General features: G+C 57.0%; 20 protein-coding genes and 2 pseudogenes. 16 read left to right on the top strand and 6 right to left on the bottom strand.

What is annotated here, in order from left to right:
• Positions 1-378: 378 nt before the first annotated feature.
• From HUS57_RS12890 to HUS57_RS12875, 4 genes and pseudogenes are all read left to right on the top strand, one after another.
• Positions 379-632 (top strand): annotated as a pseudogene (locus HUS57_RS12890) (transposase); the annotation flags it as partial.
• A gap of 355 nt (positions 633-987) precedes the next feature.
• Positions 988-1,488: a DUF2924 domain-containing protein gene (locus HUS57_RS12885; RefSeq protein ID WP_173934317.1), complete on the top strand. Its 501-nt coding sequence runs from the start codon at positions 988-990 to the stop codon at positions 1,486-1,488.
• Positions 1,485-2,801, top strand: a complete 1,317-nt coding sequence (locus HUS57_RS12880; RefSeq protein ID WP_173934316.1) for a recombinase family protein — start codon at positions 1,485-1,487, stop codon at positions 2,799-2,801. The genes HUS57_RS12885 and HUS57_RS12880 overlap by 4 nt, the downstream gene beginning before the upstream one ends.
• Positions 2,798-3,196 carry a hypothetical protein gene (locus HUS57_RS12875; RefSeq protein ID WP_173934315.1) on the top strand — a complete coding sequence of 133 codons (399 nt, stop codon included), beginning with the start codon at positions 2,798-2,800 and terminating at the stop codon, positions 3,194-3,196. The genes HUS57_RS12880 and HUS57_RS12875 overlap by 4 nt, the downstream gene beginning before the upstream one ends.
• Positions 3,197-3,435: 239 nt before the next feature.
• Here the strand turns inward: HUS57_RS12875 and HUS57_RS12870 are convergent, their stop codons facing one another.
• From HUS57_RS12870 to HUS57_RS12855, 4 genes are all read right to left on the bottom strand, one after another.
• Positions 3,436-4,314, bottom strand: a complete 879-nt coding sequence (locus tag HUS57_RS12870; protein WP_173934314.1) for a universal stress protein — start codon at positions 4,312-4,314, stop codon at positions 3,436-3,438.
• A 58-nt stretch (positions 4,315-4,372) separates the two neighbouring features.
• The gene (locus tag HUS57_RS12865; protein WP_173934313.1) at positions 4,373-5,494 is read right to left on the bottom strand and encodes a hypothetical protein; all 1,122 of its coding nucleotides are present in this window, start codon (positions 5,492-5,494) and stop codon (positions 4,373-4,375) included.
• Positions 5,495-5,654: 160 nt separating this feature from the next.
• Positions 5,655-6,998 (bottom strand): magnesium transporter, encoded by a 1,344-nt coding sequence (gene mgtE, locus HUS57_RS12860; protein ID WP_173934312.1) that lies wholly within the window; start codon positions 6,996-6,998, stop codon positions 5,655-5,657.
• Between the two features lie 629 nt (positions 6,999-7,627).
• Positions 7,628-8,551, bottom strand: a complete 924-nt coding sequence (locus HUS57_RS12855; RefSeq protein WP_173934311.1) for a LysR substrate-binding domain-containing protein — start codon at positions 8,549-8,551, stop codon at positions 7,628-7,630.
• Between the two features lie 231 nt (positions 8,552-8,782).
• On the opposite strand from HUS57_RS12855, the gene HUS57_RS12850 reads away from it, so the two are divergent.
• The 12 genes and pseudogenes from HUS57_RS12850 (at position 8,783) to HUS57_RS12795 (ending at position 22,528) form a co-directional block, all read left to right on the top strand.
• Complete coding sequence (locus HUS57_RS12850) at positions 8,783-9,964, top strand: CoA transferase (protein WP_173934310.1); 1,182 nt, start codon at positions 8,783-8,785, stop codon at positions 9,962-9,964.
• The gene (locus tag HUS57_RS12845) at positions 9,961-11,181 is read left to right on the top strand and encodes a CoA transferase (protein WP_173934309.1); all 1,221 of its coding nucleotides are present in this window, start codon (positions 9,961-9,963) and stop codon (positions 11,179-11,181) included. The genes HUS57_RS12850 and HUS57_RS12845 overlap by 4 nt, the downstream gene beginning before the upstream one ends.
• A gap of 15 nt (positions 11,182-11,196) precedes the next feature.
• On the top strand, positions 11,197-11,973 hold the full coding sequence (locus tag HUS57_RS12840; protein ID WP_173934308.1) for an enoyl-CoA hydratase-related protein: 777 nt from the start codon (positions 11,197-11,199) through the stop codon (positions 11,971-11,973).
• A gap of 3 nt (positions 11,974-11,976) precedes the next feature.
• Positions 11,977-13,164, top strand: coding sequence for a thiolase family protein (locus HUS57_RS12835; protein ID WP_173934307.1), 1,188 nt, complete (start codon positions 11,977-11,979; stop codon positions 13,162-13,164).
• Between the two features lie 2 nt (positions 13,165-13,166).
• Entirely contained in the window at positions 13,167-13,586 is a 420-nt protein-coding gene (locus tag HUS57_RS12830) for an OB-fold domain-containing protein (protein ID WP_173934306.1), read from the top strand.
• Positions 13,561-15,048, top strand: a complete 1,488-nt coding sequence (locus HUS57_RS12825) for an NAD-dependent succinate-semialdehyde dehydrogenase (RefSeq protein WP_246727865.1) — start codon at positions 13,561-13,563, stop codon at positions 15,046-15,048. The genes HUS57_RS12830 and HUS57_RS12825 overlap by 26 nt, the downstream gene beginning before the upstream one ends.
• Positions 15,049-15,207: 159 nt before the next feature.
• Positions 15,208-15,387: pseudogene (locus HUS57_RS12820) on the top strand (IS3 family transposase); the annotation flags it as partial.
• Between the two features lie 332 nt (positions 15,388-15,719).
• On the top strand, positions 15,720-16,808 hold the full coding sequence (gene dctP, locus HUS57_RS12815; protein WP_173934305.1) for a TRAP transporter substrate-binding protein DctP: 1,089 nt from the start codon (positions 15,720-15,722) through the stop codon (positions 16,806-16,808).
• Between the two features lie 54 nt (positions 16,809-16,862).
• Positions 16,863-17,387 carry a TRAP transporter small permease gene (locus HUS57_RS12810; RefSeq protein WP_173934304.1) on the top strand — a complete coding sequence of 175 codons (525 nt, stop codon included), beginning with the start codon at positions 16,863-16,865 and terminating at the stop codon, positions 17,385-17,387.
• A gap of 57 nt (positions 17,388-17,444) precedes the next feature.
• Positions 17,445-18,749 carry a TRAP transporter large permease gene (locus HUS57_RS12805; protein WP_173934303.1) on the top strand — a complete coding sequence of 435 codons (1,305 nt, stop codon included), beginning with the start codon at positions 17,445-17,447 and terminating at the stop codon, positions 18,747-18,749.
• A 25-nt stretch (positions 18,750-18,774) separates the two neighbouring features.
• Positions 18,775-20,853, top strand: coding sequence for a hydantoinase/oxoprolinase family protein (locus HUS57_RS12800; protein ID WP_173934302.1), 2,079 nt, complete (start codon positions 18,775-18,777; stop codon positions 20,851-20,853).
• A 1-nt stretch (position 20,854) separates the two neighbouring features.
• Entirely contained in the window at positions 20,855-22,528 is a 1,674-nt protein-coding gene (locus HUS57_RS12795) for a hydantoinase B/oxoprolinase family protein (RefSeq protein WP_173934301.1), read from the top strand.
• Positions 22,529-22,832: 304 nt separating this feature from the next.
• Here HUS57_RS12795 and HUS57_RS12790 read toward each other — a convergent pair whose 3' ends face one another.
• Positions 22,833-23,183: a phage head closure protein gene (locus tag HUS57_RS12790; RefSeq protein WP_173934300.1), complete on the bottom strand. Its 351-nt coding sequence runs from the start codon at positions 23,181-23,183 to the stop codon at positions 22,833-22,835.
• Entirely contained in the window at positions 23,183-23,413 is a 231-nt protein-coding gene (locus HUS57_RS12785; protein ID WP_173934299.1) for a head-tail connector protein, read from the bottom strand. Before HUS57_RS12785 ends, HUS57_RS12790 begins: the two co-directional genes overlap by 1 nt.
• Positions 23,414-23,466: the final 53 nt, after the last annotated feature.

The following is a 23,466-nucleotide window of genomic DNA, read 5'->3' as shown; positions in this document are numbered from 1 at the left end:
ACCCTCCGCACCTTCCATCAGACGCTAAAGACTCGTTGGGTTACCCTTCATGTGCCGCTTTTAAGAGCAAATCGATTGTTGCGTATCTGTATAATACCGGAGGGCCGATTACGCTGAGCTAACGCATCAAGCGAAGGGGGAGAAGCTTTCGGAATGGGAGACCTAGACCAGCAGCTCTGAGTGCAGGCGAAATAAGGCGGCGTTGCCTGTTTCGTTGGAAAGGAATTACCGAGTAGGTAGCTCGCCTTTCAAAATGAACTCCCAGATACTGAAGGGGGAGGCATGGATCATCGAGTTCATTTCGCTTGGTTAACCGCGACCTGAGACCCTGAACTTCCTCCAGAATTGGGTAGAGTCCGTCGATCACGGAGACGGACAATGCGACCCTCGCGGTTCACGGAAGAACAGATTATTGGGATGCTGAAGGAGCAGGAGGCCGGTGCGAAGACGGCTGATGTCTGCCGCAAGCACGGCATTTCGGCAGCGACCTTTTACAAGTTTAAGGCGAAGTTCGGCGGTATGGACGTTTCCGACGCCCGTCGCCTGAAGACTCTGGAGAATGCCCGTCTGAGAAGCTCCTTGCCGAGCAGATGCTGGACAACGCGATCTTGAAGGATGTCGCAGCAAAAAAATGGTGACGCCCGATGCGAAGCGGAAGGAACGCTCAAGATTTCGCACCACTTAGACAACCCATTGATATCGCTTGTAAAAGTACGTTCTTGATGTACCGTTCGCTTATCGAAGGTAATGGCGAACCGTCTCATGAACATCGCGCATCAACCCATAAGACTTTTGTCACCGGACCGGATGTCGGCGGAATCAGCGCCTGTCCGAGATCGGTGAGATCCTGGCTGCAGCCGTAAGGCGTGTCCTGGCTGAACAGTCCAGTTCTTTATCGGCAACCGGCAGAGAGAGTTCCCTCGACATTCTCGCTCTCAAACGCCGTGCTCGTCGTCGCAAACCGAGCAACCGAGTTGGAGAGCAGGTATGAATCAAGCAGTCCGGAAGCACGCCGAAAGCCGCAAAAATCTGCCGGATGACGAAGCGCCGGTCCTGGCCCGATTGGCGGCGCTGAAACGCATGTCCGTCAAGGAGCTGAAACTCGAGTGGGAAGCGTTGTTCGACACGCCAGCACCGAACAACAGCCGCGGCAATCTGGAATTGCGGCTATCCTGGCGCATCCAGGAGATGGCGCTGGGCGGTCTGTCCCGTCAGACGGCCAGGATGCTGGAGTTGCTCGCCGACGAGGTCGACGGCAAATCCGATCGCAAGGCGATCCTCGCCGACCCGCGCACTCCAGTTGTCGGCACCAGGCTGGTGCGTGAATGGGATGGTGTCGAGCACACGGTGACCGTGCTGCGCGATGGCTTCGAGTGGCAGGGGCAACGGTTCAAATCGCTATCGGCGGCTGCACGCGCGATCACCGGCAGCAACTGGAATGGCTATCGCTTCTTCGGCCTTGGCGATGCGCGCAGGAGTGAACGATGACTATTCGCCCGCCGCAGCGCCGTTTGCGCTGCGCCATCTATACGCGCAAGTCGAGCGAGGAAGGCCTCGACATGGAGTTCAACTCGCTCGATGCGCAGCGTGAGTCCTGCGAGGCCTACATCGCCAGCCAACGCTCGGAAGGCTATGCCGCCATTCGCGAGCGCTATGACGATGGCGGCCACGGTGGCACGCTGGAGCGACCGGCATTGCAGCGGCTGCTGGCCGATGTCGAAGCCGGGCTCATCGACGTCATCGTTGTCTACAAGATCGACCGCTTGTCCCGCTCGCTGATGGACTTTGCCCGGCTGGTCGAGATCTTTGAGCGCAACCAGGTGACGTTCGTCTCCGTCACCCAGTCCTTCAACACCACGACGTCGATGGGACGTCTGACGCTCAACATCCTGCTGTCGTTCGCGCAGTTCGAGCGCGAGGTGATTGGCGAGCGCATTCGCGACAAATTCGCCGCCTCGCGCAAGAAGGGCATGTGGATGGGTGGCTATGTCCCGCTTGGTTATGATGTCCGCGACCGGAAACTGGTGATCAACGAAGAAGAGGCGGCAACGGTCCGGATGATCTTCGAGCGCTTCGTGGCGATCGGATCGGCCACCAGGCTGGCGAGGGTGCTGGCAGCCGAAGGCGTCGTCAACAAGCGCGGCAGGCGGATCGACAAGGGCTTTCTCTACAAGCTGATCAACAATCGCATCTATATCGGCGAGGTCGTGCATAAGGGGACGAGCTATCCCGGCGAGCATGAGGCGATCATCGATCGCGAGCTATGGGACGCGGTCCATTCCGTCCTGAAGACCAGCCCTCGGCTACGTGCCGCCGCGTCAAGAAACCAGACCCCTGCGATGCTGAAGGGGCTGATTTTTACTGACAGCGGCGCTGCAATGACGCCGACTGCCACCAAGAAGAGCAGCAAGCTCTATCGTTACTACACCTCAATGGACCTTATTCGAAACCGACCCACCGATGCGGAAGGACCGCAGCGGCTTCCTGCCGCCATGGTCGAGGATACGGTTGTCGGCGAAATCCGCCGCATGATCGCCACGCCCGAAATCAGGGCGCGAGCACTTGCCGCCCTGAAATCAGACATGCCAGACATCGACGACAAGGCGGTGATTGCCGCGCTTGATGATTTCGACACGCTGTGGTCGTCACTGTTTCCTGCCGAGCAGGCACGCATCGTCCAGCTTCTGGTGGCGCGTGTCACGGTGGGTGTGGCCGGTATTGCCATCGATCTGCGCCATGACGGCCTCAAATCACTGGCGAGACAGATGTTGGCACCGCAGATGGAAAAGGATGCGGCATGACGGAAAACACCATCCGCGTAGTCATCCCGCTCACTGTTCGCCGTAAGAACGGCCGCCCTAAGATTCTGCCGCCGGCTGACCACGGACCCGCCGAGGCGCGGGCGCAGGACGCGCATGTGCTGCGCGCCATCGCTCGCGCCTGGAACTGGCGGCGCAGGCTGGAGCGCGGCGAGGCTTCGACCATTGCCGACATTGCCAACGCCGAAAACCTCTCCGATCGTTACGTCAGCCGCATGGTAAGGCTGGCCTATCTCGCGCCGGAGGTGCTGGAGAAACTGCTCCTCCACCGCATTCCACCGGCGTTATCACTCAACGATCTGATGGCGGTCGCCGAACGGCCGTGGGCAGAGCAGATGAAGATGGTGTTCGGCACGGCATCAGGTTCTACGCCGTGAGGCAGCTTTTGACCCCGTGGCACTGAGCAGCATTGGGAAATGTCCAAGCTGCCGCTGAAATTGGCAACCCCTGCAAATTGGATCCAGAACAGATTAGAAAACTACATTAAAGACATACTGAAAGTGCGCTGAATTCATCGAGGCTACTAACGACTGATCGAGTACTTTCGCTTGAATTAGGGAAACCCTGCTGTCTCCTTGTTAAAATCTCTCCGCCGATCACATCGCAGTGGCGCCGGTCAGAAGGGCTCACGGGTTAGCAATATATCGCAAGGCGATAACGAGACCACCCTGCGCGCTACGCTTCCAAGGATCATCTTGGAGACAGCGTTTCTACCCTGGACACCCAGCGTCACGAGATCCGTCTCTCCTCCCCTTGCCAGCCCGATCAGTGTTGCTGCGGCATCACCGTGCACAACCCGGATTTTGCTTTCTTTTGGTATCGAAAATGAGACGCATGCTAAACGCAACTCCTTTAATGCGGCTTGGCTTTTCGCGCGACGGTATTGATCAATTTCAGCCTGTGAAGTGCCTGCTTTCCGCATCGCTTGCATAAAGGCCAGCGGAATCTCAAGAACGTGAACGAGCTCCATGGCTGCATTTGGCGCCATTCGCACCGCACTCTGTGCAGCAGCAAACGACATCGGCGAGAAGTCGATTGCGGCAATTACACGGCGGTAACCATCATCAGCCTGTTGCGTTACGACGAGCACTGGACACGGACTTGACCGCACCAGGCGATCCACTGTCGATCCGAACAGCTTTTCACGCAGATTTTGTGGCTTTCCCGGACCGATAATTAGAAGATCGGCTGCATGATCACGCGCAAAGCGCTCGATCACCTGATCGGCTCTGCCGAAATCGACCTTGATTTCTGCTCGTACGCCTGAGGCCGGGACCAAGCGCTCAAGCGCTTGGGTTGCATCGGCTACGAGCACTCTGGATACAATTTCTTCGTCGGCCGGCAACGGGAGATCGGCGGTCGCCGGCAAGCTTTCAATCACATGAACAAGGAGGAGCCGCGCACCATGCTCCTGAGCAATCCGGGATGCGCGATGCATAACCGGCTCATCGCCGTTCTCAAGCGCGACTGCCGCGACTATCGTCCTAATCGTCATACTGTGCTCTCCCGGTGCTTCAAAGGGAGCTGATGTCGGTGGTTTTCCGCCTTCATCCTCAAATCGGATAACGGAGAATGGCCGCCAGTTCGTTCCCGCCTGGAATATCCTCACGCCGCACGCCCATCACGCGCGCGCCGCTTGCAAGTGCCCGCGCCGCGATCTCATCGACAACGCCATAGGCCTTCGCGTCATCCTGTTCGACGAATGTGACGGCACCGGTCTCGTCATCGACGAATCCCGGAATTGTGGAGTCAATATTGATAAGCAGTTTGTGAATGCCACCGAACGTCGCTGCACGAGCGGCATCAGCTATGTCCATAGTAACGCGCCTCTCACTCGCCCGCCTGTCGAAGAGGCTGTGAATTTCCGCAATTTCGGATGCATAAGCCTCGTCAAGGATAGGTCGAGCCTTGCTGGCAAGCTCGGCTTCGCTGAACCTGTCGGGGCTGTCGGCGATCGTGTCTTTCAACAAGTGTGGATATGAACAAGTCTGCATGAAGATTGAAGCGAGCCTCCCGGTGGCCGCCAATACCAACGGGATCTCGCGACCGGACAGCACCTGACGAAGGGCGGCATCGACCTGCCTGATATATTGCTGGAACCGGACATTCTGTCCTTCCGAACCGTGGATGCGGCCACTGAAGGAGCGGTCGTTCAAGGTCGATTTCCCAACTGATGACGCGGCATCCCTGGGCATGTCGGGCACCTTCACTGCGTCGGGTGGCAGGTCGGCATGCATTTCGACGAGCCGGACAGCATTCTCCGAAAGAGCGAGAACGAAAGCCGAGTGCGGGAACGTCACTGCGCGCAAGAGCGGCTTCATATGAAAACGGTCGGAAACCTGTACCATAGACGTCAAATCATTCGCCAGGCGGTATGCGCGGATCGTGTCCGGAGTCGCGAACACGGCCAGGCTATTGGCCTGGAAGCGCCAGAACTCGTCGTCGTCGAGCAGATCGTTCAAGCTGTCGAGCAATCCAGCGAGTCGCCTCTTGTCGAAATTCGCGTCCTGCAGCTGTGACTGCGCTTCGCGTATGAGGTTGCCAAACTCGATCCGGGATGTTCCGACTTCCTGGGTAACAGGCGTGGTCTTCAGATAAATTGAAACGCAAGCATCAGAGCGTGCGCCGGAAAGAGACGTGAATTCGGTTCGCGTTGGGATGTCGACGTAAAGCATGAACTCTCCTGTATCTACGGCAGAGCATGGACTGATCACCTCTGAAGCCGATTGCATGCTTCCGCTTCAACCATGACCGCTTCGGTGGCTCCGCAAATTACATATAGCTACCAGATGCCCAACAATCATCTTGTTGCGACTGACTGCCTCATATCCCCGTTCAAAGTACGGGCAACAGCGCCTTCGCTATTGAAAAATAGATCAGGACCCCGGTAGCGTCGGCGATCGAGGTTACGAGCGGAGTGCTCGCTGTGGCTGGGTCCAGTTCAAAGCGACTGAGGATGAATGGCAGCAGCATGCCAATCATGCTTCCAACGATAACAATCAGAACCATCGAGAAAGAGATGACGATCGCGATATCCCGGCCGCCGCGAAAAGCACCAATGAAGGCGATGGCTGCCGCCATGCTGAGACCAAGCAGAGCCGCAACGACCAGTTCGCGTCCCAATACACGGGCCCAATCCGTGATACGGATATCGCCGGTTGCCAGCGCCCGCACCATCAATGTGGCTGACTGAGATCCGGCATTGCCTCCTGACGCGATGAGGATGGGCAGGAAAAACATCAGCGCAAGATGCGCAGCAATGGTGTCCTCGAAGTATGCGATGCCGGCTCCCGAAAAGATGTTTCCGAAGACAAGCAGCATCAGCCAGCCAATCCGGGCGCGGTAGAGCATAGCGACGGTTGCAGTTGCGACACTCGATCCCAGATTGGTGACCGTCCCGAGTCTCTGAAAATCTTCAGTCGCCTCGGCCTCCATCACGTCCATCGCATCATCATAGGTGATGATGCCGACTAGGCGATTCTCAGCATCGACGACCGGTAGGGCGATCACGTCGTACCGGGCGAGCTTGCGTGCCGCATCCTCCACATCGTCGTCGGCCCGGATCGCGTGGGTATCGCGCTCCATAATGTCGACGATCTTGACGTCCTCTGGCGCTGTAATGAGTTCCTGCAACCTGACCGAGCCGATTAGTTTGCGGTCGGCGTCGATGACATAGGCGCGATAGATAGTCTCCTTGTTCGGCGCCTCACGCCGAAGCCTCTCAAGCGCTTCCGTAGCGCTGAACTGCGGTAGCAGCGACGCGTAGTCAGAAGTCATAATTGCGCCGGCCATATCTTCGTCATAGGCCGCCAGCCGCCTGATCTCCTCACGTTCTGCCTGAGCGAGAGCAGGCATCAGGGCGTTGCGTTGTGCGTCCGAAAGCTTCTTGTAAAGATCGGCGCGATCATCGGACCCCATCGCAACGAAGATCGTTGCAAGGTCCGGCCGAGGCATGATCGCTGCGAGCCTGGCCTGAAATCCGACATTGAGATATCCGAATATGTCTGCCCGGGTAGGTAGAGCCATATTCTTCAAAATCGACCATGCCTGGTGTGGATCGATCTTCTGCAAAGCGGCAGCAAGATCGGCTGCATGTTCTGAACCAAAGTTCTTGGATATTTGGCTGGGATCAGTGCGTACCAACTGCTCGGCAAGATCCGCGATCTTGATTTGGGGCATACAGAGTCCTTTCCGACGGCAGGCAAGGCTTATAGCGGGATTTTGTTCCGCAGGCCCACATGGAAGATACAATCGACATCGATATTCGATGTGCCGCGTACTTTCGCTGAAAAACGCCCATCTCGGGTGTCTCTGTTCAGGTCGACTGGTGGCAGCACCAGTTACAATTCGGGCGCAGCTCAGAAACCGCAACGCATTGGAATCATGGTGAAATTTTAGACCGAACCAAATCGCGCGAGGTTCGCATGGTTTGAGACGAAAGCCATTCAGAGACTCAAAATCGGCTGTGCGGCAGTCTCAGAGGTTCGGTCGAAACCGCTAACCCGCTTTGAAATCAAAAGGAATTTCGGCGCCCAAATCGGGCTGTTGGGAGTTTGCTATCGGATAATGGCGGAGGGAAAGTGACTACGGTCGAACCTTCTCCATTTGAGGGAGTCAGCATTTTCGTCTTCGATGAAGAGGCAAGCCGCGATATCCTCTCGTAAATGCTCTTCAGCTTGTGCTTCAAGTTGAAGGAGTTCGTCCATTGCTGTGCCGTCAAGGCAGTGCCATCAACCCGACACTTGATCTGATCACGCGTACGAGGAGGCCATAACCAATTCATCGGAATCTGAAACGAGGGTTCTGGGTTATCGCTCCAAACGCGCTTGAACCGACTTATCGAGCGATGGTTTGAGAAGGCTGATGAGGTGGTAGGCTGATTTCCCTAATATCGCATCCCGCCTGACGCCAAGGTGTATAGTAGTCGGCGGGATAGCATCTTGAAGTGGGAGCGCTGTAAGTGTTTCCCGGTCGACGGAGTCAAGCGTCCCGTCGTTTACAATTGCGATACCGAGTCCAGATCGGACATATTTCTTCATTGCTTCGATATCACTCGCGTCAAAAACGATATTGGGGCGTAAAGCAACGCTCGTGAATGCATTCATGATCTTGGCGCGGGACGAATATCCTTCTGAATAGGTGATGAGCGGCAGGTTAGCCAAGTCTACTAGGTTAACAAAATCGCGACCCTCGAAATGATGGTCTTTCAAGAAGACAACGATCCATTGCGCCTTATAGCACTCAAGGAAAATAAGATCATCTTCGTCTAACACTTGCGGTACGCTTGAAAGGCACAGATCAACTTCACCACTTTTAAGCAATTCGATACTACGCTCCATGCTTCCTTGACGGATGTTAAGGTTAATGCCTGGATAGAGGTTACGAAAAGAACGCGCCGCTGAAAGGAGAAGCCCACCAGCCGGCGTCGGTGATGCAGCAATAGACAATTGTTCTGTCTGGCGCGACAGCTTAGTTGCAGCTCGCGCGAAGTCGTCCATTGCCGTAAGCACCTTGCTCGCATGGGCAAACAATTCTTTCCCCGGAGGAGTGAGGTCGACAAGGCGACGCTTACTGCGGACGAAAAGACTTACGCCTAACTGGAGCTCCAGCAGTTGGATGTGCTTTGTCAATGCTGGTTGTGAGATGTTCATGTGCCGAGCCGTGCGGGTCACGTTCAGGCCGTTCTGAACAATCGCAACCAGCGAGTGCAATTGATGGATCTTCATTTTCATAAGCTTTCCTGCAATCAGCCCCAGGACACGATCTCGGGTCTGTTCACCCTTATGAGCGTGTCCATCGGATCATCAACGAAGGTTATAATCAAGAGCGGAAACGCTATTTGATTGTTCGCCTCCATCACGCGACAAGATGGTATCCGGTGGCTAGGCTGAGCTAGCTGAGGGTACCCAACGAACGACACAGTCGGCCCATCGAGAGTGCCGCGATGTTTCGGGAGAGATTGAATGGAGCCAACACAGGCGCTTGAAGGAATTCGTGTCCTCGATCTCTCGGATGAGTATAGTCACTACGCGGGAAAGCTCTTCGCAGATCTCGGTGCAGAGGTGCTCTTGATTGAGAAGCCTGGTGGTTCCGCGCTGCGCCATCGGCCGCCGTTCTTGGACCGGATCCCTGGTCGCCGAAGTGCGGCGTTCGAATCCTTCAACACGGGAAAGCGGAGCCGGGTCATTGATTTGGACAGCCCGGATGGTTGGCACGATTTCGAATGCTTAGTTCGGGAGGCCGATCTTATCATCGAAGATTGGCCCAATGACGTTGCTGGCCGCCGAGGCCTCTCCATCGACGCGTTGGCGGTGCTCAACCCACAGGTCGTGCTGGCCACACTTACGCCCTTCGGCCGAACCGGACCGTATGCGAACTACGCTGCTAGCGACCTCACGGTGCTTGCACTAGGCGGCTTCCTGACGATGGTGGGTTATCCTGACCTTCCGCCTCATCAACTACCTCAGAGGCAGGCCATCGCTATTGGCAGCATGTTTCTTGCAGTTGGCGCGATGATGGCGCTCTTCGCGGCACAGCGCGACAAGCTGGGGCAGCACGTCGACGTTTCTATGCAGGAATGCGTGACGATGGCGACGGAGAACGCTGTGCAAACGTTTGATCTTACGGGAAGCGTGCGCAAACGCTTCGCGGGATCACAAAGGCACGCGGGTACGGGACTGTTCGAGGTAGCTGACGGATATGTTTATCTTTTCGCCGGTGGCATGGCCGCGCGACGATTCTGGGCGAACATTGTTACCTGGCTCGCAGACGAAGGCGAACCCGGTGCCTCTGCACTGGCTGACGATCGTTGGACCGACCTGTCGTTCATGAGCAGCGAGGAGGCTAAGGCAGAATTCAACGCGATCTTCGCGCCGTTTGTGAGGAAGAGGACCAAGGCCGAGATATATCAGCAAGGGCGCGATCGCCAGGTGCCCGTCTGCCCCGTCTCCTCGCCCCGGGACATCGCGGAGAATCGGCAGATGGCCTACCGCGGTTTCTTCCAGCAGGTCGACATCGCCGGAGGAACCTTCAGGATCCCTGGAGTGCCGTTCATCATGTCAGAAACTCCTGGGCAGGTGTCCGCAGCGCCGGAACTCAATGATGCCGGCCTCGATTACCAGACGCAGCGACGAGCGGCGTCATGACTAGAGGAGGCAATCCGCCGCTGAAGGGGGTTCGTGTTGCCGATTTCACTTGGATCGGCGCTGGGTCATTCACGACCAAGCTGCTCGCGGACTGCGGCGCAGAAGTCATAAAGATCGAAACCGCCACGCACCTCGATACCCTTCGGATGACCCCCCCATTTCGCGACGATCTACCGGGCGTCAACCGCAGCGGCTATTTTGCTGACCGCAATTCCAGTAAGCTCAGCATATGCCTCAATGTAAAGACGCCGGCCGGCCTCGACCTTGCTCGTCGCTTGGTGGCTATCAGCGATGTCGTCGCCAACAACTTCAGACCTCGGGTCATGGATCGGTTGGGTCTTGGCTATGACTACGTGAGAAAGCTTAAGTCCGATATTATCTACCTATCTATGTCGATGCAGGGCAGCGCAGGCCCTGATGCGCATTCGGTGGGTTTTGGACTAACGATTGGCGCGTTATCAGGCCTGCAATCGTTAGCCGGTCCGGTGGATCGGCCTCCGGCAGGATCGAACACGAACTATCCAGACCACGTTCCAAACCCTTGCCATGCAGCGTTCGCGGTGATGGCCGCGCTGATCCATCGCAATCGCACGGGAAAGGGACAGTTCATCGATCTGGCGCAGACCGAACCAATGGTAGCGTTACTCGCGCCACATATGCTGCAGTACGCTGTGGACGGAGTCGTTGTGGAACGCATGGGCAACGACGATCCCACGATGTGCCCACACGGCGTGTACCCATGCGCTGGAAACGACCGTTGGATCGCTATTGCGTGTGCTAGCGATGCGGAGTGGGCGCGACTTTCTGAATGTTTGGGTGGACGGGCTCCTCGGCGATGGGCCAATGCGGATTGCAGGAGGGCCGAACGGGCGAAGTTAGACGCATGGATTGGTGCCCGTTCGGGGCTACTTGACCGCTATGCGCTCATGCGTGACCTCCAGGATGCAGGCATAGCTGCTGGCGTTGTCCAAGACGCCCGGGACCTTGTTGAGAACGACCCGCAACTCGCACATCGCGGCCGATGGGTTCGGCTGTCACACCCCGAGATGAAGGACTCCATCTATGGCAATGTGCCCTACCGGCTCACTCGAACGCCCGCCAAGCTGTTCTCGCCTGCACCACTCCTGGGAGAACATACGGAGCATGTGTGCCGTGAAGTTCTTGGAATATCCGCCGGTGAGTTCGAAACTTACCGGGCGAAAGGTGCTTTCGAGTAAGGGAAGGGGTACCAAATGGGGATCGACGTCGACATAACGAACGAAGTGGCTACCGTCACCTTCAATCGTCCGGAGGCGATGAATTCGATAGATGGCGCAATGCGACAACGCTGGTTCGAAATCTGGCCAGAACTTGAGCGCAACGATGCGGTTCGCGTCGTGATTGTGACTGGTGCTGGAGATAAGGCATTTTCCACAGGATCTGATCTAAAGAACACTCCTCCACCTCAGGAAAGTTTTGCCGAGCTCCTCTTGATACATGACAATCCCGGCACGTTTCTGCACAAATTTGGCATCGACAAGCCCATCATTGCGGCAGTGAACGGCTACGCCGTTGGCGGAGGCATGGAACTCGCGCTGGCCTGCGACATCTGCATCGCATCAAAAAACGCAAAATTTGGCATCACAGAAGCAAAGGTAGGCAGCGTACCGGGTTCGGGTGGAGTTCAGCGGCTTCCGCGCAGTATCGGCAAGAGCGACGCCATGCTGATGATCCTCGGTGCCGAAATCATCGATGCGCATGAAGCCTTACGCATGGGGTTTGTCAGCCGGGTGGTACCGCATGAGGAACTCCTGACAGAAGCGAGACGTATCGCCGACCGCATCCGGCGGAATGCGCCGCTCTCGGTGCGTGCCCTGAAGCGTGGGATCATGATGGGTCTCGACATGCCGCTCGCGCATGCTTTGGAGATGGACAAATATATGTATGGCTTGATGCGTGACACTCACGACAGGTTAGAGGGGCGACAAGCGTTTCAGGAAAAGCGGAAGCCGAACTTCCAGGGACGCTAGCAAATGTCAGTCGAGGGGGCTCTTAGCCGTGGTATTCTCCATAGGGCGGCGGCGATAATCGGCGTAGGCCATACCAACTGGGTCGGAGATGCTGAGCGGACGAAGAGGGGCGAGAAGCCGCACACCGGTATCGGTTATGCTGCACTGGCTTTTCTTGACGCGCTCGCCGATGCCGGTTTGAGCCAGAACGATATCGATGGGCTAATCGTCGGACCGACAGTTCCCTACGAACGGATGGGAGAGATCCTCGGAATCAACCCTTCATGGAGCGGCCAAGCGGATTCAGGCGGAGCTATTCTACAGGCTTGCATGGCCATCGCCACTGGCATGGCGGAAACGATCGCGCTCGTCTACGGCAATGACCAAAGATCCGCAAAGGTGGAGTACGGCGGACAGAACGCGGCCAGCGCGACCAACTACCTGGCCTATGCGTATCACGCGCCATGGGGGATGACGTCACAAGGAGCGATATACGCCCTGATGGCCCGTAGGTATGAGGCGCTCGGGGGACTTACCGAAGCCGGTCTGGCCCAAGTGTCGGTTGCGCTTCGCGCGTCGGCAATGTTGAACCCGAACGCTCTGCTCAGGAATCCGCTGACCGTCGAAGAGTATATGGCTCAACCTTATGTCTGCGAGCCCCTGCGCCGGCCCGACTATTGCCTGATCAACGACGGCGGCGTTGCGCTGATCATAACGTCTGCCGAGAGGGCGCGCCGCGTAGGCAACAAGGCAGTCCATGTACACGGCATCGGTCGCAGTGACCTTAATACAGATGCCAGCAGCCTGCAGGGCAGGCTCACTGACTTCTACTACGAGGGTCAGAGGAAGGCGGCAGCCGCCAGTTTCGATATGGCGGGGGTCGGGCCGTCCGATATAGATGTCATCCAAATCTACGATAGTTTCTCGCTCCATGTTCCCCTCGCACTAGAGGGCTACGGCTACTGTCGGCGTGGCGATATCGCGCGTTACCTCACCGAGCAAGGAATTGGACTCTCGTCGTCGCGTCCGGTCAATACGAGCGGCGGACATCTTGCAGAAAGTTACATGCAAGGATGGAACCATCAGGTCGAGGCGATACGGCAGATACGCGGGGCGTGCGGCGCACGGCAGGTTGAAGGCTGCAGGTTCGTTCACTACAGCGCCGATGTTGCGGGCAAGTGCGTGTCGATCGTTTATGGACCGGGAGACTGAAAATGGGCCAGTCGCGCGCCATCAGGACGATCTACGACGATCCTATGTGGGAAACGCTAGCTTCAGGTGTTTTGCGTCTCCAACAATGCTGCAACTGCCGTAGCTTTCGCTATCCGCCTGGCCCGACCTGTCATCGCTGCGCGTCTCCGGAGCATAAATGGAAACCAGTTTCAGGCCGCGGTCAGATCCTGTCCTGGGTTGTATTCCATCGCACCTACTTCGACGATTATCCGGCACCCTATAACGTGGTTGCCGTGAAGCTGGAGGAGGGGCCGATGATAGTAACGAATCTAACAGGCAAGAAGCCGATGGGATCTTGGATTGGGCGAAGTGTCGAATTGTGCTTCGAACGTCACTCCAACCATGGGCTAGTGCCGAGGGTCAAGCTAGCTGGAGATGATCATCGCAATGTCGAGGACTAGGGTGGCACAAGTTAATATGACGAAACGTCGGACAGAAGCCGACTACCCAACGATCAGGATGCTGATCGGCGGCGAGTGGCGCGATCGCCCGAGTAGCATGGAAATTGTGAATCCTGCTGATGAAACTCCGCTGGGGATCCTGCCGAGTGCATCCGCAGAGGATCTTGACGACGCTTTGCAAGCCGCCAACCATGGTTCGAAGGTGTGGCGAGACACTGCTCCCTCTATACGGGAGGAGGTATTGCTCCGCGCATGCGCTATCATTCGGACACGAGTTGGTACGATCGCTACGGCAATGACGTTGGAGCAAGGCAAACCGTATGTCGAAGCTCAGGCCGAGGTTCTCCGCGCTTGCAACCTCATCGAGTGGGATGCTTCGGAGGGACGACGGCTTTACGGTCGAATCATCCCTTCGGATTCAGGCCATCGGGTATCCGTAGTCCGCGAACCGGTCGGTGTCGTGGCAGCATTCACACCGTGGAATTTTCCGTTCAACACGCCCGCTCGCAAGATTGGGGGCGCATTGGCAGCAGGGTGCGCCATCATCTTAAAGCCGGCCGAAGAAACGCCCTCCGGTGCATTCTTCTTGGCGCAGTGCATGCAGGAGGCTGGCGTACCGGATGGAGTCATCAATATCGTCTTTGGTGAGCCTAGCCACGTTTCCGGTCATCTCATTCCGAGCCCAATTGTACGACTGGTGACGTTGACAGGTTCGGTACCAGTGGGCCGAACGCTTGCGTCGATGGCCGGGGCCCATCTTAAGCCAACCGTTATGGAGTTAGGGGGGCATTCGCCCACCATTATCTGTGATGATGTGGATCCTTGTGCCGCGGCTGAGGCTTCGGTTACTGCCAAGATGCGCAACGCCGGCCAAGTATGCACGTCGCCGACTCGCTTTTACGTGCACACTTCAATCTATGATAAGTTTATCACCGAATTTGCTCAACGTGCTAAATCTATTTCGCTCGGCAACGGAATGGATCCGCATGTTGAGATGGGACCTCTGGCAAACGTGCGGCGCCTGGAAGCAATCGAGAAGCTTACGGAGGACGCCATTGCCCAAGGCGGTCGCTTATTGACTGGCGGCAGGCGCTTGCGCGCACCCGGTTATTTCTACCCGCTGACAACAATCGCGGACGTGCCGGACAACGCGCGTGCGATGCGAGTTGAACCGTTTGGTCCACTCGCACTGATCAGCCCCTTCACGGATCTTGAAGATGCGATCGCGAAGGCGAATGCAACGTCGTTTGGACTCACGGCCTACGCCTTTTCGAACTCATCAATCTATATTGACAAGCTCCAGCGTTCCCTTGAATGCGGCAGCCTCTCGATCAATCACTTTGTGGCATCGCTTCCGGAAACGCCCTTCGGCGGCGTGAAGGAAAGCGGCTTTGGCCGGGAAGGAGGTTCAGAGGGACTTGAAGCCTTCACCACGATCAAGCTGGTGAACCATAAGCTCTAGCAGTAGGTTCCCCACGATCGAATTGAACTGCCCTCCATTCCGACCGGATACTCGGCATAAGCAGAGAGGCGCAAGCAGAGGCTTGAGGATAGGCTTATGTCCGAGGACTACCAGCGCATGAGGTGATCACAAGGTTGCTCGCCGTCGGCATTGGTCGACCAAGCAAAGCTGCCGATCATCGAGGAGAGTTTCGAGCCGGGTGGATGGTATCGTACGTCAGTCGCCCGCGCAACGGCGTGGCGCCAAATCTTCTCTATGGTTAGCGGCCGCCTGTTGAGCGAGGGAGGCGCGGCAGCCGTGAGTTCGGATGAACCTGTCGTCGGCAGTTCAGCGGTTCGACTGCCCGCGCCGCTTCACACTACCGGGAGAGTTGAGACACTAAGAGTCCCTCACGGTTTCGTGCAGGTGGAAGAAGTGGCCACCGGTCTGGCCGGCCATTGGCCTGGTGTCCTTTCTCTGGTGTCACGGCTTCTACTATCAAGTTCAGATGGAGAGCTCAGAGTTAATTACCTGTCGTTATGAAGCGTGTTCCATTTTCAATTGGCGTTTATCGAGCTTAGGGCACACACTTCCCTTCCAGAAGGCCGGCAGGCGATTGGGCAAAAGGAACCCCGATAGGCCCGCCCAGGAGGGGCGCGGCGATGCGCTGGCGATAACCAAGGGGAGTGAATATGATACGTCTTCTTTCCACCCACACCGTGCCTGCTATAGCAGCCGCGTTGGTGCTAGGCGCTGTCCAATCTTCCGCGTCTGCGGAATTTAAGCTCACCGGCGCCAACATTCTGGCCGAGAATTTCGTACAGAGCGGGGTCGTCCTTAAGGAGTGGGCGCAACGAGTGGCAGACAAGAGCGGAGGGCGGATCGAAACGACTATCGTTCACGGTGGTGCGCTGCTTGACCAAGGCGATCATCTCGACGGGCTTTCGACCGGCGTGGCGGACTTTGCAACGTTCTTCCCGTTCTATTTTCCTGGTGAGTTCAAGGTTGAAGGGACGATGACCAACGTCATTGACATTTGGTCAGACGAGGTTCCCGATCTTACCGGCGTGGCGGTGATACACGCAAAGCTCCATTCTGAGTTCGAAGAGTTTGAGGCCGAGTATGATCAGCGAAACATCAAGATGTTGTTGCCCGTTCCGGCAGAACCTTATGTGATCGCCTGCACGGAGGAAGTTCCGAACCTCGCATCACTTCAGGGACGCAAGATGCGCTCGGTTGGTAAGTATCTGCCGATTCTTCAGGCTGGTCTGGGTACTCAGACTTTTACAGTGTCTATCGCAGAGGCTTATCAGGCACTTTCGACGGGCATGATAGACTGCCTCTATACTACACCCGGTTGGATCTATTCAGACAAAGTTTTCGAGGTCGCACCGCACCTGCTGATCCCTGGTACTGAAAAGGCGCGGCCACAGCTCCTCGCTACCGGCGTGGTCGCGATGAACGCTGCGAGCTTCGAGAACCTTCCCGTGGACCTTCGCGAGTCGATCGAAGAGGTTTCCGCCGAAATGGTTGATTATGTTGGTCAGGCCATGGAGAAGGCCTATCAGGACAGCGTGGACGGCATCGTCAAAGAAGGTAAAGGCACCATCCATTACATGACGGAAGCCGACCGGAACATTTGGGCGGACCGTACCGATAACCAGCTGGAGCGCGCGGCAAGTGATTTGACGACTGCCGGGTACCCGGGTGAGGCCATCATCGCGCGCTACAAGGAGATAGCAGCCGCGTACCGGTCCGGCGACCTGCGCGCCGGAAACTGACCTAGACGCATCAACAGTAAGGGCTCGGCCCGGTTGGCTGGACGGGAGGCTACGATGATCTCAATCGTGCGGAACTACGTAGAGTACATCGCACGCCTCTTGGCTCAGCTCGCCGGGCTCGCGCTGATCGCTGCTGGCATCACGATTCTCGCCGAAGTATTCATGCGGCAGATCGGCCTGCCCCTGATCGGCACCGACGAGATAGCAAAAGTATTGTTTGCCTACAGTGTATTCTTCTCTTTTCCATATATAGTTATGTTGGGCCGAGAAATCCGTGTGGATTTCATCTACGATCGTCTTGGCTTGCTATCTCGCCGCATTGCAGATGCGCTTTCCAAGCTACTGACAGTAGCCTTCTTCGCACTGTTTGCCTGGCTGTCATGGAAGTCGCTTAGCGGCGCTTGGTTCCGGGATATCTTCATGGCGGGCCGGCTTGGTATCCCGATGTGGATCACCTGGTTTGCGGTTGTAATTGGTACCTTTTCTGCAGGCTTGGCAGCCTCCCTGCTGTTGTTCGCGGCACTGAGGGGCGAGAGGCCTGATCACCGTGATTTAATTACAGAGGCCACTGTCGAATGAGTGTTTCGTCACTGCATTTCGACGGCAATTTTTCCTCCTGGCATTCGAGATAAGATCGTGGACAGCAATACAGCAGTCGCAATCATCCTTTCCGCTTCAGTTGTTCTGATGATGTTAGGCGCACCGGTCGCCGTGCTTCTGGCGTTCTCAGCGATGGGCGGAATCTTTCTCATAACCGGAAGTGTTCAGGCGGCGACTGGCCTGCTATTGGCTACCGGCCTGACGGTAGGATCTTCGGTCGCCTACCTTGTGATCCCAATGTTCATTCTCATGGGAGCACTGGCGTCACATACTGGTATCGTGCGCGAATTATTCGACGCGGCCTACAAAGCCGTCGGTCGCATACCGGGCGGTCTCGCCGTGGCCACTTGCTTAGCTTCAGCCGCCTTCGGCGCAGTCACCGGTTCCAGCGTGTCGGCCGCTTCTGCGATGACTAAGGTCGCGCTGCCGGAAATGCGTAGGTATGGGTATTCAATCCGGCTAAGCACCGGGGTGATCGCGGCTTCAGGCACATTCGCTATGATGCTCCCGCCCAGCGTGATGATGATCTTTTATGGTGTGGTGGCCCAGCAGTCGATCGGCAAACTCTTGATATCCGGCATCCTGCCGGGGCTCCTCTCTGTAGCCATGTTCATCATCCTCATCCTCTTTCGATCATGGGCCAATCCAGCCATGGCGCCGCGCGGACCAAAATTCCCAGCCGCTGAGACCGTTCGGTCATCGCTGAAGGCCAGCCCGTTCATCATCGTTCTGGTAACGCTTGTTGGCGGCATGCTGTTTGGGCTGTGGACACCAACCGAAGCCTCGGTCGCCGGAGTCCTTTTGGTAGGGGTGATTGGCTTCCTAAAGCGGAACCTTAGATGGTCGAAATTCTTCGATGCCGGACTTGATACGGTGGTCACCGCGGGAACAGTATTCTTACTCGTGATAGCGAGCATTCTTTTCGGAAAGTTTCTCGCTCTCAGCGGCATCACAACAACCTTGACAGAAGCGATTATAGCTCTGGATCTATCGTCATTCCAGCTCTTCTGCTCATTGCTGATCTTATACATCGTCCTTGGTACCTTTTTGGAGGGCATCAGTGTTATAGCACTTACCGTTCCGCTCGTGCTGCCGATCGTCAACGAGGCGGGTTGGGACCTCATCTGGTTCGGTGTGATCATCGTCAAGCTAATTGAAATTGGCGCAATGACACCTCCCGTCGGCCTCAACATTTTCGCGGTACAGAGCGCGCATCCTGATGTCAGCAGCAACGACGTGATCGCTGGTTCAGTACCGTTCGTGATCATGGAAATCGTAATTTTGTTTATCCTCTTCTTCGTCCCCGATATAGCGACGCTGCTGCCGTCTCTGATGGACTGATCAAGGCCTAAACTGAGGTAGAGAAATGTACAGAATAGCGTTTGACATCGGCGGCACGTTTACCGATTTCGTAATGCAGGACACTCGGGACGGATCAACCGCGTATTGGAAGGTGCCGACGTCGTCCGGGTCTCCTGATAGAGCTGTTATCGCTGCGATGGCTGAGACGCTGTCTAATGGCAGAGCAAGCCGTGACGATATCGCAGAGTTGCTTCACGCAACTACAGTTGCCACTAATGCTGTACTTGAACGCGATGGCGCACGCATTGCGCTGATCACGACGCGCGGATTTCGCGATATCGTGTTGATGGGACGGCAGAAGCGCCCCGACACGAACGACATGAACCTGGAAAAGCAGAAACCGGTCGTAGAGCGATGTGATATATTCGAACTCACTGAACGGATCGATGCCGGGGGTGCTATTATCACGCCGCTGGCGGTCGATGAACTGGACGCCCTCGTGTCCACAATCGAACGCGGGGATTTTTCAGCCGTCGCGGTAATGTTCATGCATTCCTATGCCAACTCTGCTCATGAGTTGGAGGTCGGGAAGCGGCTTCGACGTGACCTTCCAGGCATTCCTGTCTCTCTGTCTTGCGAGGTTACACCCAAATATCGTGAGTACGAGCGAGTCACCACGACGACGGTAAATGCCTATGTACAGCCGATCGTTGATGCGTACCTCGGCCGCTTGGAATCCGCATTCGCGAGCCAGGGAATCGGCTGTGACCTCAAGATCATGCAGTCGAATGGTGGTCTCGTCTCACCTGCGGTCGCTCGTGCGTACCCGGTACGAATTGTTGAGTCCGGCCCAGCGGCTGGCGTTCTTATGTGCGCTCAAGTCGCGCGCGACGAAGGAGTCGATCACGTACTCACATTTGACATGGGTGGCACGACTGCAAAGCTCGGCGCGATCGACTACGGCGAGCCGATAATCGTTCCGACGTTCGAAGTCGATACGATCCGCTTTCGAAAGGGAAGTGGCCTGCCGCTCAATATAACTGCCATCGAACTGCTAGAGATCGGTTCCGGGGGCGGCAGCATTGCCGAAGTTTCAATGGGGCTAATCAAGGTAGGGCCATCGAGTGCCAGCGCCATCCCCGGGCCAATCTGCTACGCAAAGGGCGGCAAGAGGCCGACTATCACCGATGCTGACGTGGCGCTTGGCTACCTGGACCCCGACTTCTTCAATGGAGGCGCGATGAGGTTGGACATCGAGGCCGCGCGCGCTGGGATAGCGGAGCACATTGGCAGGCGGCTGGGGCTAAGCGGGACGGAGGCCGCGTGGGGAATTTACTCCGTGGCAAACAGTAATCTGGAGGGTGCAATGCGCGTGGTCTCCGTAGAACGTGGTCGCGATCCTCGCCAACATGTGATGATCGCGTTCGGCGGGTCGGGCCCTCTTCGCGCCGCGCGGTTGGCTCGTTCCATGGGGGTGCCTAAGGTGTTGGTACCCCACGGAGCCGGCGTGGGATCCGCAATCGGCCTGCTCGCAGCCGATCAGAAGCTAGACAGTAGTCTGACTCGGCTGATCCCCATTGAGAAAGGCGCGGAAAGCGCCATCCAGGAAGTGTTCGCTGGTCTTGAGGAGCGCTTGCGGCTTGAGCTGGAGCAAGTATCGCCACACGGTTCTCCAGTCGTGTGGAAGCGCAGCTGTTCAATGCGGTACCGAGGACAAGGTTACGAAATCCGTGTTGATCTGCCCGATTGCGTGATCGACGAGGGTTTCATGACCGCCGCGCGTGAAGCATTTGAAAGAGCTTACTCCGCTCAATATGGCTACACCGATGCGGGCGCTTCCATGGACGGCGTCGACTGGCACCTAACCGCCCTTGTTCCTCGCTCTAAAGTGCCATCCTGGCGAGAAGAATCTCGAACGGAGACGGATCGCACTGTCCGATCTCGTTCAGCTTACTTTCCCGAAGCAGGCGGGTTCCTCGAAACGCCTGTCTACAGACGAAATGCGCTTTGCTCCGACCAGACGATTCCGGGTCCAGCGCTGATCGAAGACCGAGAATCTACAACGATCGTCCTGCCCGGCGATGTAGCGTCCGTGAGTCGGAACGGTCACCTCATACTGACGATCAATCAGAAGAAGAACTGACATGAACGCCATAACCAAGAACAAGGTCGATCCGGTCACACTCACAGTCATTTGGAACAAGTTGATCTCCATTACTGAGGATATGGGCGCTGCGCTGCGCCGTACAGCTTATTCAGAGGCTGTGCGTGAGGGGGACGATTTCTCCACCGGGCTCTTCGACCGTCGTGGCAGACTGGTCGCGCAGGGCAATTTCACGCCGGGCCACCTTGGTGCAATGCCCTACGTCGTCGAACACCTGCTTGCGCGATTCCCGGAACATACACTGCGCGATGGAGATATGATCTGCACCAACGACTCATTCATTGGCGGCAGCCATTTTCCTGACTTCTTCATGATGATGCCGGTATTTAGCGACGGCTGTATCGTCGGCTACGTAGTCACATCAGCGCACCATATAGACGTCGGGGGTGCCCAGCCCGGTTCGCAGGCCGTGCAGGGTGTCACTGAGTCCTACCAAGAGGGGCTTCGTGTGCTTCCCGTGCGGATCGCTAGTGAGCACAAGCTGAATGCCGACATTCTGACCGTGATTCTCGGCAATGTGCGTCATCCGGATAAGATGCAGGGGGACTTGCGGGCGCAGCAGAACGCCAACTATGTTGGCGGAAAGCGTCTTGCCGAACTTTTCCGTGAGGTAGGTTTCGCTCAAATGGACGTGTTTATAGAAGCGATACTTAACGCTTCTGAGGCGCGTGCACGTGAACTGATCGCAGCTCTGCCGGATGGCACCTATTCGTTCGATGATAGGCTGGATGACTATGGGCCGGGAACCGAGCCGGTGCTGGTCTGTGTCGACGTGACCATTCGCGATGACGAGGCAACGGTCGACTTCTCGCGCAGTAGCGATCAAGTTCCGGCCGGGCTCAACTGCTACATCAACTACACCCGCGCCTATGCCATGTTTACGATGCGCATCATCGCCGGCTTCGATATGCCTCAAAACGCTGGCACGTCGCGTGTTGTGCACACCATAGCGCGCGAAGGCAGCTTCTTCAATGCGCGATTCCCGGCGGCAAGCGGCGGCCGCGCGTCAGTCCAGATGCGAATGTTTGACGCGATCAATGGCGCTATGGCTAAGGCCGTACCCGAGAAGGTTAGAGGTGCATGCACGCATTGGTGCAACCCCAATATCGGCAGCAATCACAAATCACGCTCGAAGTGGCTGATGTACGATCTAATTGTGGGAGGGTTCGGTGGCCGCGCCGGGCATGATGGACAGGAAGGAATCGCGGCGGTGATGAACAGTGCCAACATTCCTATCGAAGTTCATGAGGCGAACTGTCCGGTGCTCGTGCGCAGGTTGGAATATATGGCAGACAGCGGCGGAGCCGGAGAGTTTCGCGGCGGCTGCGCGGTCCGCAAGGATGTCGAAGTGCGGGACTACGGCGTCGTCACTCTGCTCGGCGATCGCCATAAATTTGCGCCTTACGGGCTCGAGGGCGGAGATCCTGGCGTACTTTCGACGACCGTGCTGATCCGCGATGGGGTTGAGACGGAACTGGCGTCTAAGGCGGTCATGGATGTGGAGCCTGGCGACATCCTTAGTTTCAGGCTGTCCGGTGCAGGTGGTTACGGAAATCCCAACAAGCGCGCCCGCGACCGTATTGAGGCAGACATCAGGAATGGGTATGTCACACCTGCATTCGCCCGCGAAAAATACGGCGCTTGGGAGAACTGATCGCGGGTCTTTTGAAAAAAACAAGTTCGCTCGTGCTATTGTCGCGAAGCCTACCATGACCCCATCGCGCCGGTGCCTATGACACGGTGCGTCTCGGCTTTGCATCGAGTTGCCACGGGGATCGCGTCAGCAACGCTGGCGATCGGGTACCCCAACGCAGCAGGAGCAGCCCGATCGACGCGCTACCGCTGGCATTGGCGATGGGTAAGATGAGACCGTTGCACGACCAGAGAACAGCACCATTCACGACATGGCCGGGCGCCATTCCCAGGACGAGGTGCTGCCACGCTGGGTTTTGCGCCACTCACGTTCCCACACCCTCTTCACACAACATGGTCCACCAGCGGCCGCGGCGTTCCATGTCAGCGGATGTGCGGATATTGTAGATGGCGCCGGAGCGTAGATCTATCAGGCGCCAGTCCGGCGTGATGGTCAATGTCTCGGCGTCATAACGCACAATGATCAGCGCCGGCTGGACGCTTTGCAGCCGGGCGGCAACGACTGTCTCGCCGCCCTTGGAGGGAATGATGCAAGCATCGCGCTCGAACTGAGCGGTCCAATCACCAGTGACGATATTTCCATAACCATCATCGATCTCCTCGCGCTTCTCGAGGCTGACGCGGTCGCGCAGGTCATTGGCGGATATGTTGGCCATCAGAGCTGCCGCGTCCGGTATGGCGAAATGAGCGCGTGGACGGCACGGTCGATGGCCGCATCCACCTCGGTTCCGGCTCCGTCGAATAGACGCTGTACGATGAGCAGGATGGCTTGCCGGATGGGTTCCGGAATGTCCTCTGTCGCGCCATAGCCGGCCGTGAAGGTGATCGAGACGGCATCACAGCGCCGATAGACTGAAGGCCAGGATCGGCCCGGCTGAAGCGACAACTAGGCGGCACAAGCATCGGCAAACAGAGAGTAGACGCTCGCGTCCAGTGTCT

The organism is Chelativorans sp. Marseille-P2723, assembly GCF_902809845.1.
GTDB lineage: Bacteria > Pseudomonadota > Alphaproteobacteria > Rhizobiales > Rhizobiaceae > Chelativorans.
This window is presented reverse-complemented; position numbering and strand designations above follow the sequence as displayed.

Bases quoted from the DNA above. Each gene is read 5' to 3' on its own strand.
- HUS57_RS12880 (WP_173934316.1), top strand. From the start codon at position 1,485: ATGACTATTCGCCCGCCGCAGCGCCGTTTGCGCTGCGCCATCTATACG.
- HUS57_RS12795 (WP_173934301.1), top strand. From the start codon at position 20,855: ATGAACGCCATAACCAAGAACAAGGTCGATCCGGTCACACTCACAGTC.
- HUS57_RS12840 (WP_173934308.1), top strand. From the start codon at position 11,197: ATGGGGATCGACGTCGACATAACGAACGAAGTGGCTACCGTCACCTTC.
- mgtE (WP_173934312.1), bottom strand. From the start codon at position 6,998: ATGCCCCAAATCAAGATCGCGGATCTTGCCGAGCAGTTGGTACGCACT.
- HUS57_RS12845 (WP_173934309.1), top strand. From the start codon at position 9,961: ATGACTAGAGGAGGCAATCCGCCGCTGAAGGGGGTTCGTGTTGCCGAT.
- HUS57_RS12850 (WP_173934310.1), top strand. From the start codon at position 8,783: ATGGAGCCAACACAGGCGCTTGAAGGAATTCGTGTCCTCGATCTCTCG.
- HUS57_RS12825 (WP_246727865.1), top strand. From the start codon at position 13,561: ATGATCATCGCAATGTCGAGGACTAGGGTGGCACAAGTTAATATGACG.
- HUS57_RS12855 (WP_173934311.1), bottom strand. From the start codon at position 8,551: ATGAAAATGAAGATCCATCAATTGCACTCGCTGGTTGCGATTGTTCAG.
- HUS57_RS12885 (WP_173934317.1), top strand. From the start codon at position 988: ATGAATCAAGCAGTCCGGAAGCACGCCGAAAGCCGCAAAAATCTGCCG.
- HUS57_RS12865 (WP_173934313.1), bottom strand. From the start codon at position 5,494: ATGCTTTACGTCGACATCCCAACGCGAACCGAATTCACGTCTCTTTCC.
- HUS57_RS12790 (WP_173934300.1), bottom strand. From the start codon at position 23,183: ATGGCCAACATATCCGCCAATGACCTGCGCGACCGCGTCAGCCTCGAG.
- HUS57_RS12835 (WP_173934307.1), top strand. From the start codon at position 11,977: ATGTCAGTCGAGGGGGCTCTTAGCCGTGGTATTCTCCATAGGGCGGCG.
- HUS57_RS12810 (WP_173934304.1), top strand. From the start codon at position 16,863: ATGATCTCAATCGTGCGGAACTACGTAGAGTACATCGCACGCCTCTTG.
- dctP (WP_173934305.1), top strand. From the start codon at position 15,720: ATGATACGTCTTCTTTCCACCCACACCGTGCCTGCTATAGCAGCCGCG.
- HUS57_RS12800 (WP_173934302.1), top strand. From the start codon at position 18,775: ATGTACAGAATAGCGTTTGACATCGGCGGCACGTTTACCGATTTCGTA.
- HUS57_RS12870 (WP_173934314.1), bottom strand. From the start codon at position 4,314: ATGACGATTAGGACGATAGTCGCGGCAGTCGCGCTTGAGAACGGCGAT.
- HUS57_RS12830 (WP_173934306.1), top strand. From the start codon at position 13,167: ATGGGCCAGTCGCGCGCCATCAGGACGATCTACGACGATCCTATGTGG.
- HUS57_RS12875 (WP_173934315.1), top strand. From the start codon at position 2,798: ATGACGGAAAACACCATCCGCGTAGTCATCCCGCTCACTGTTCGCCGT.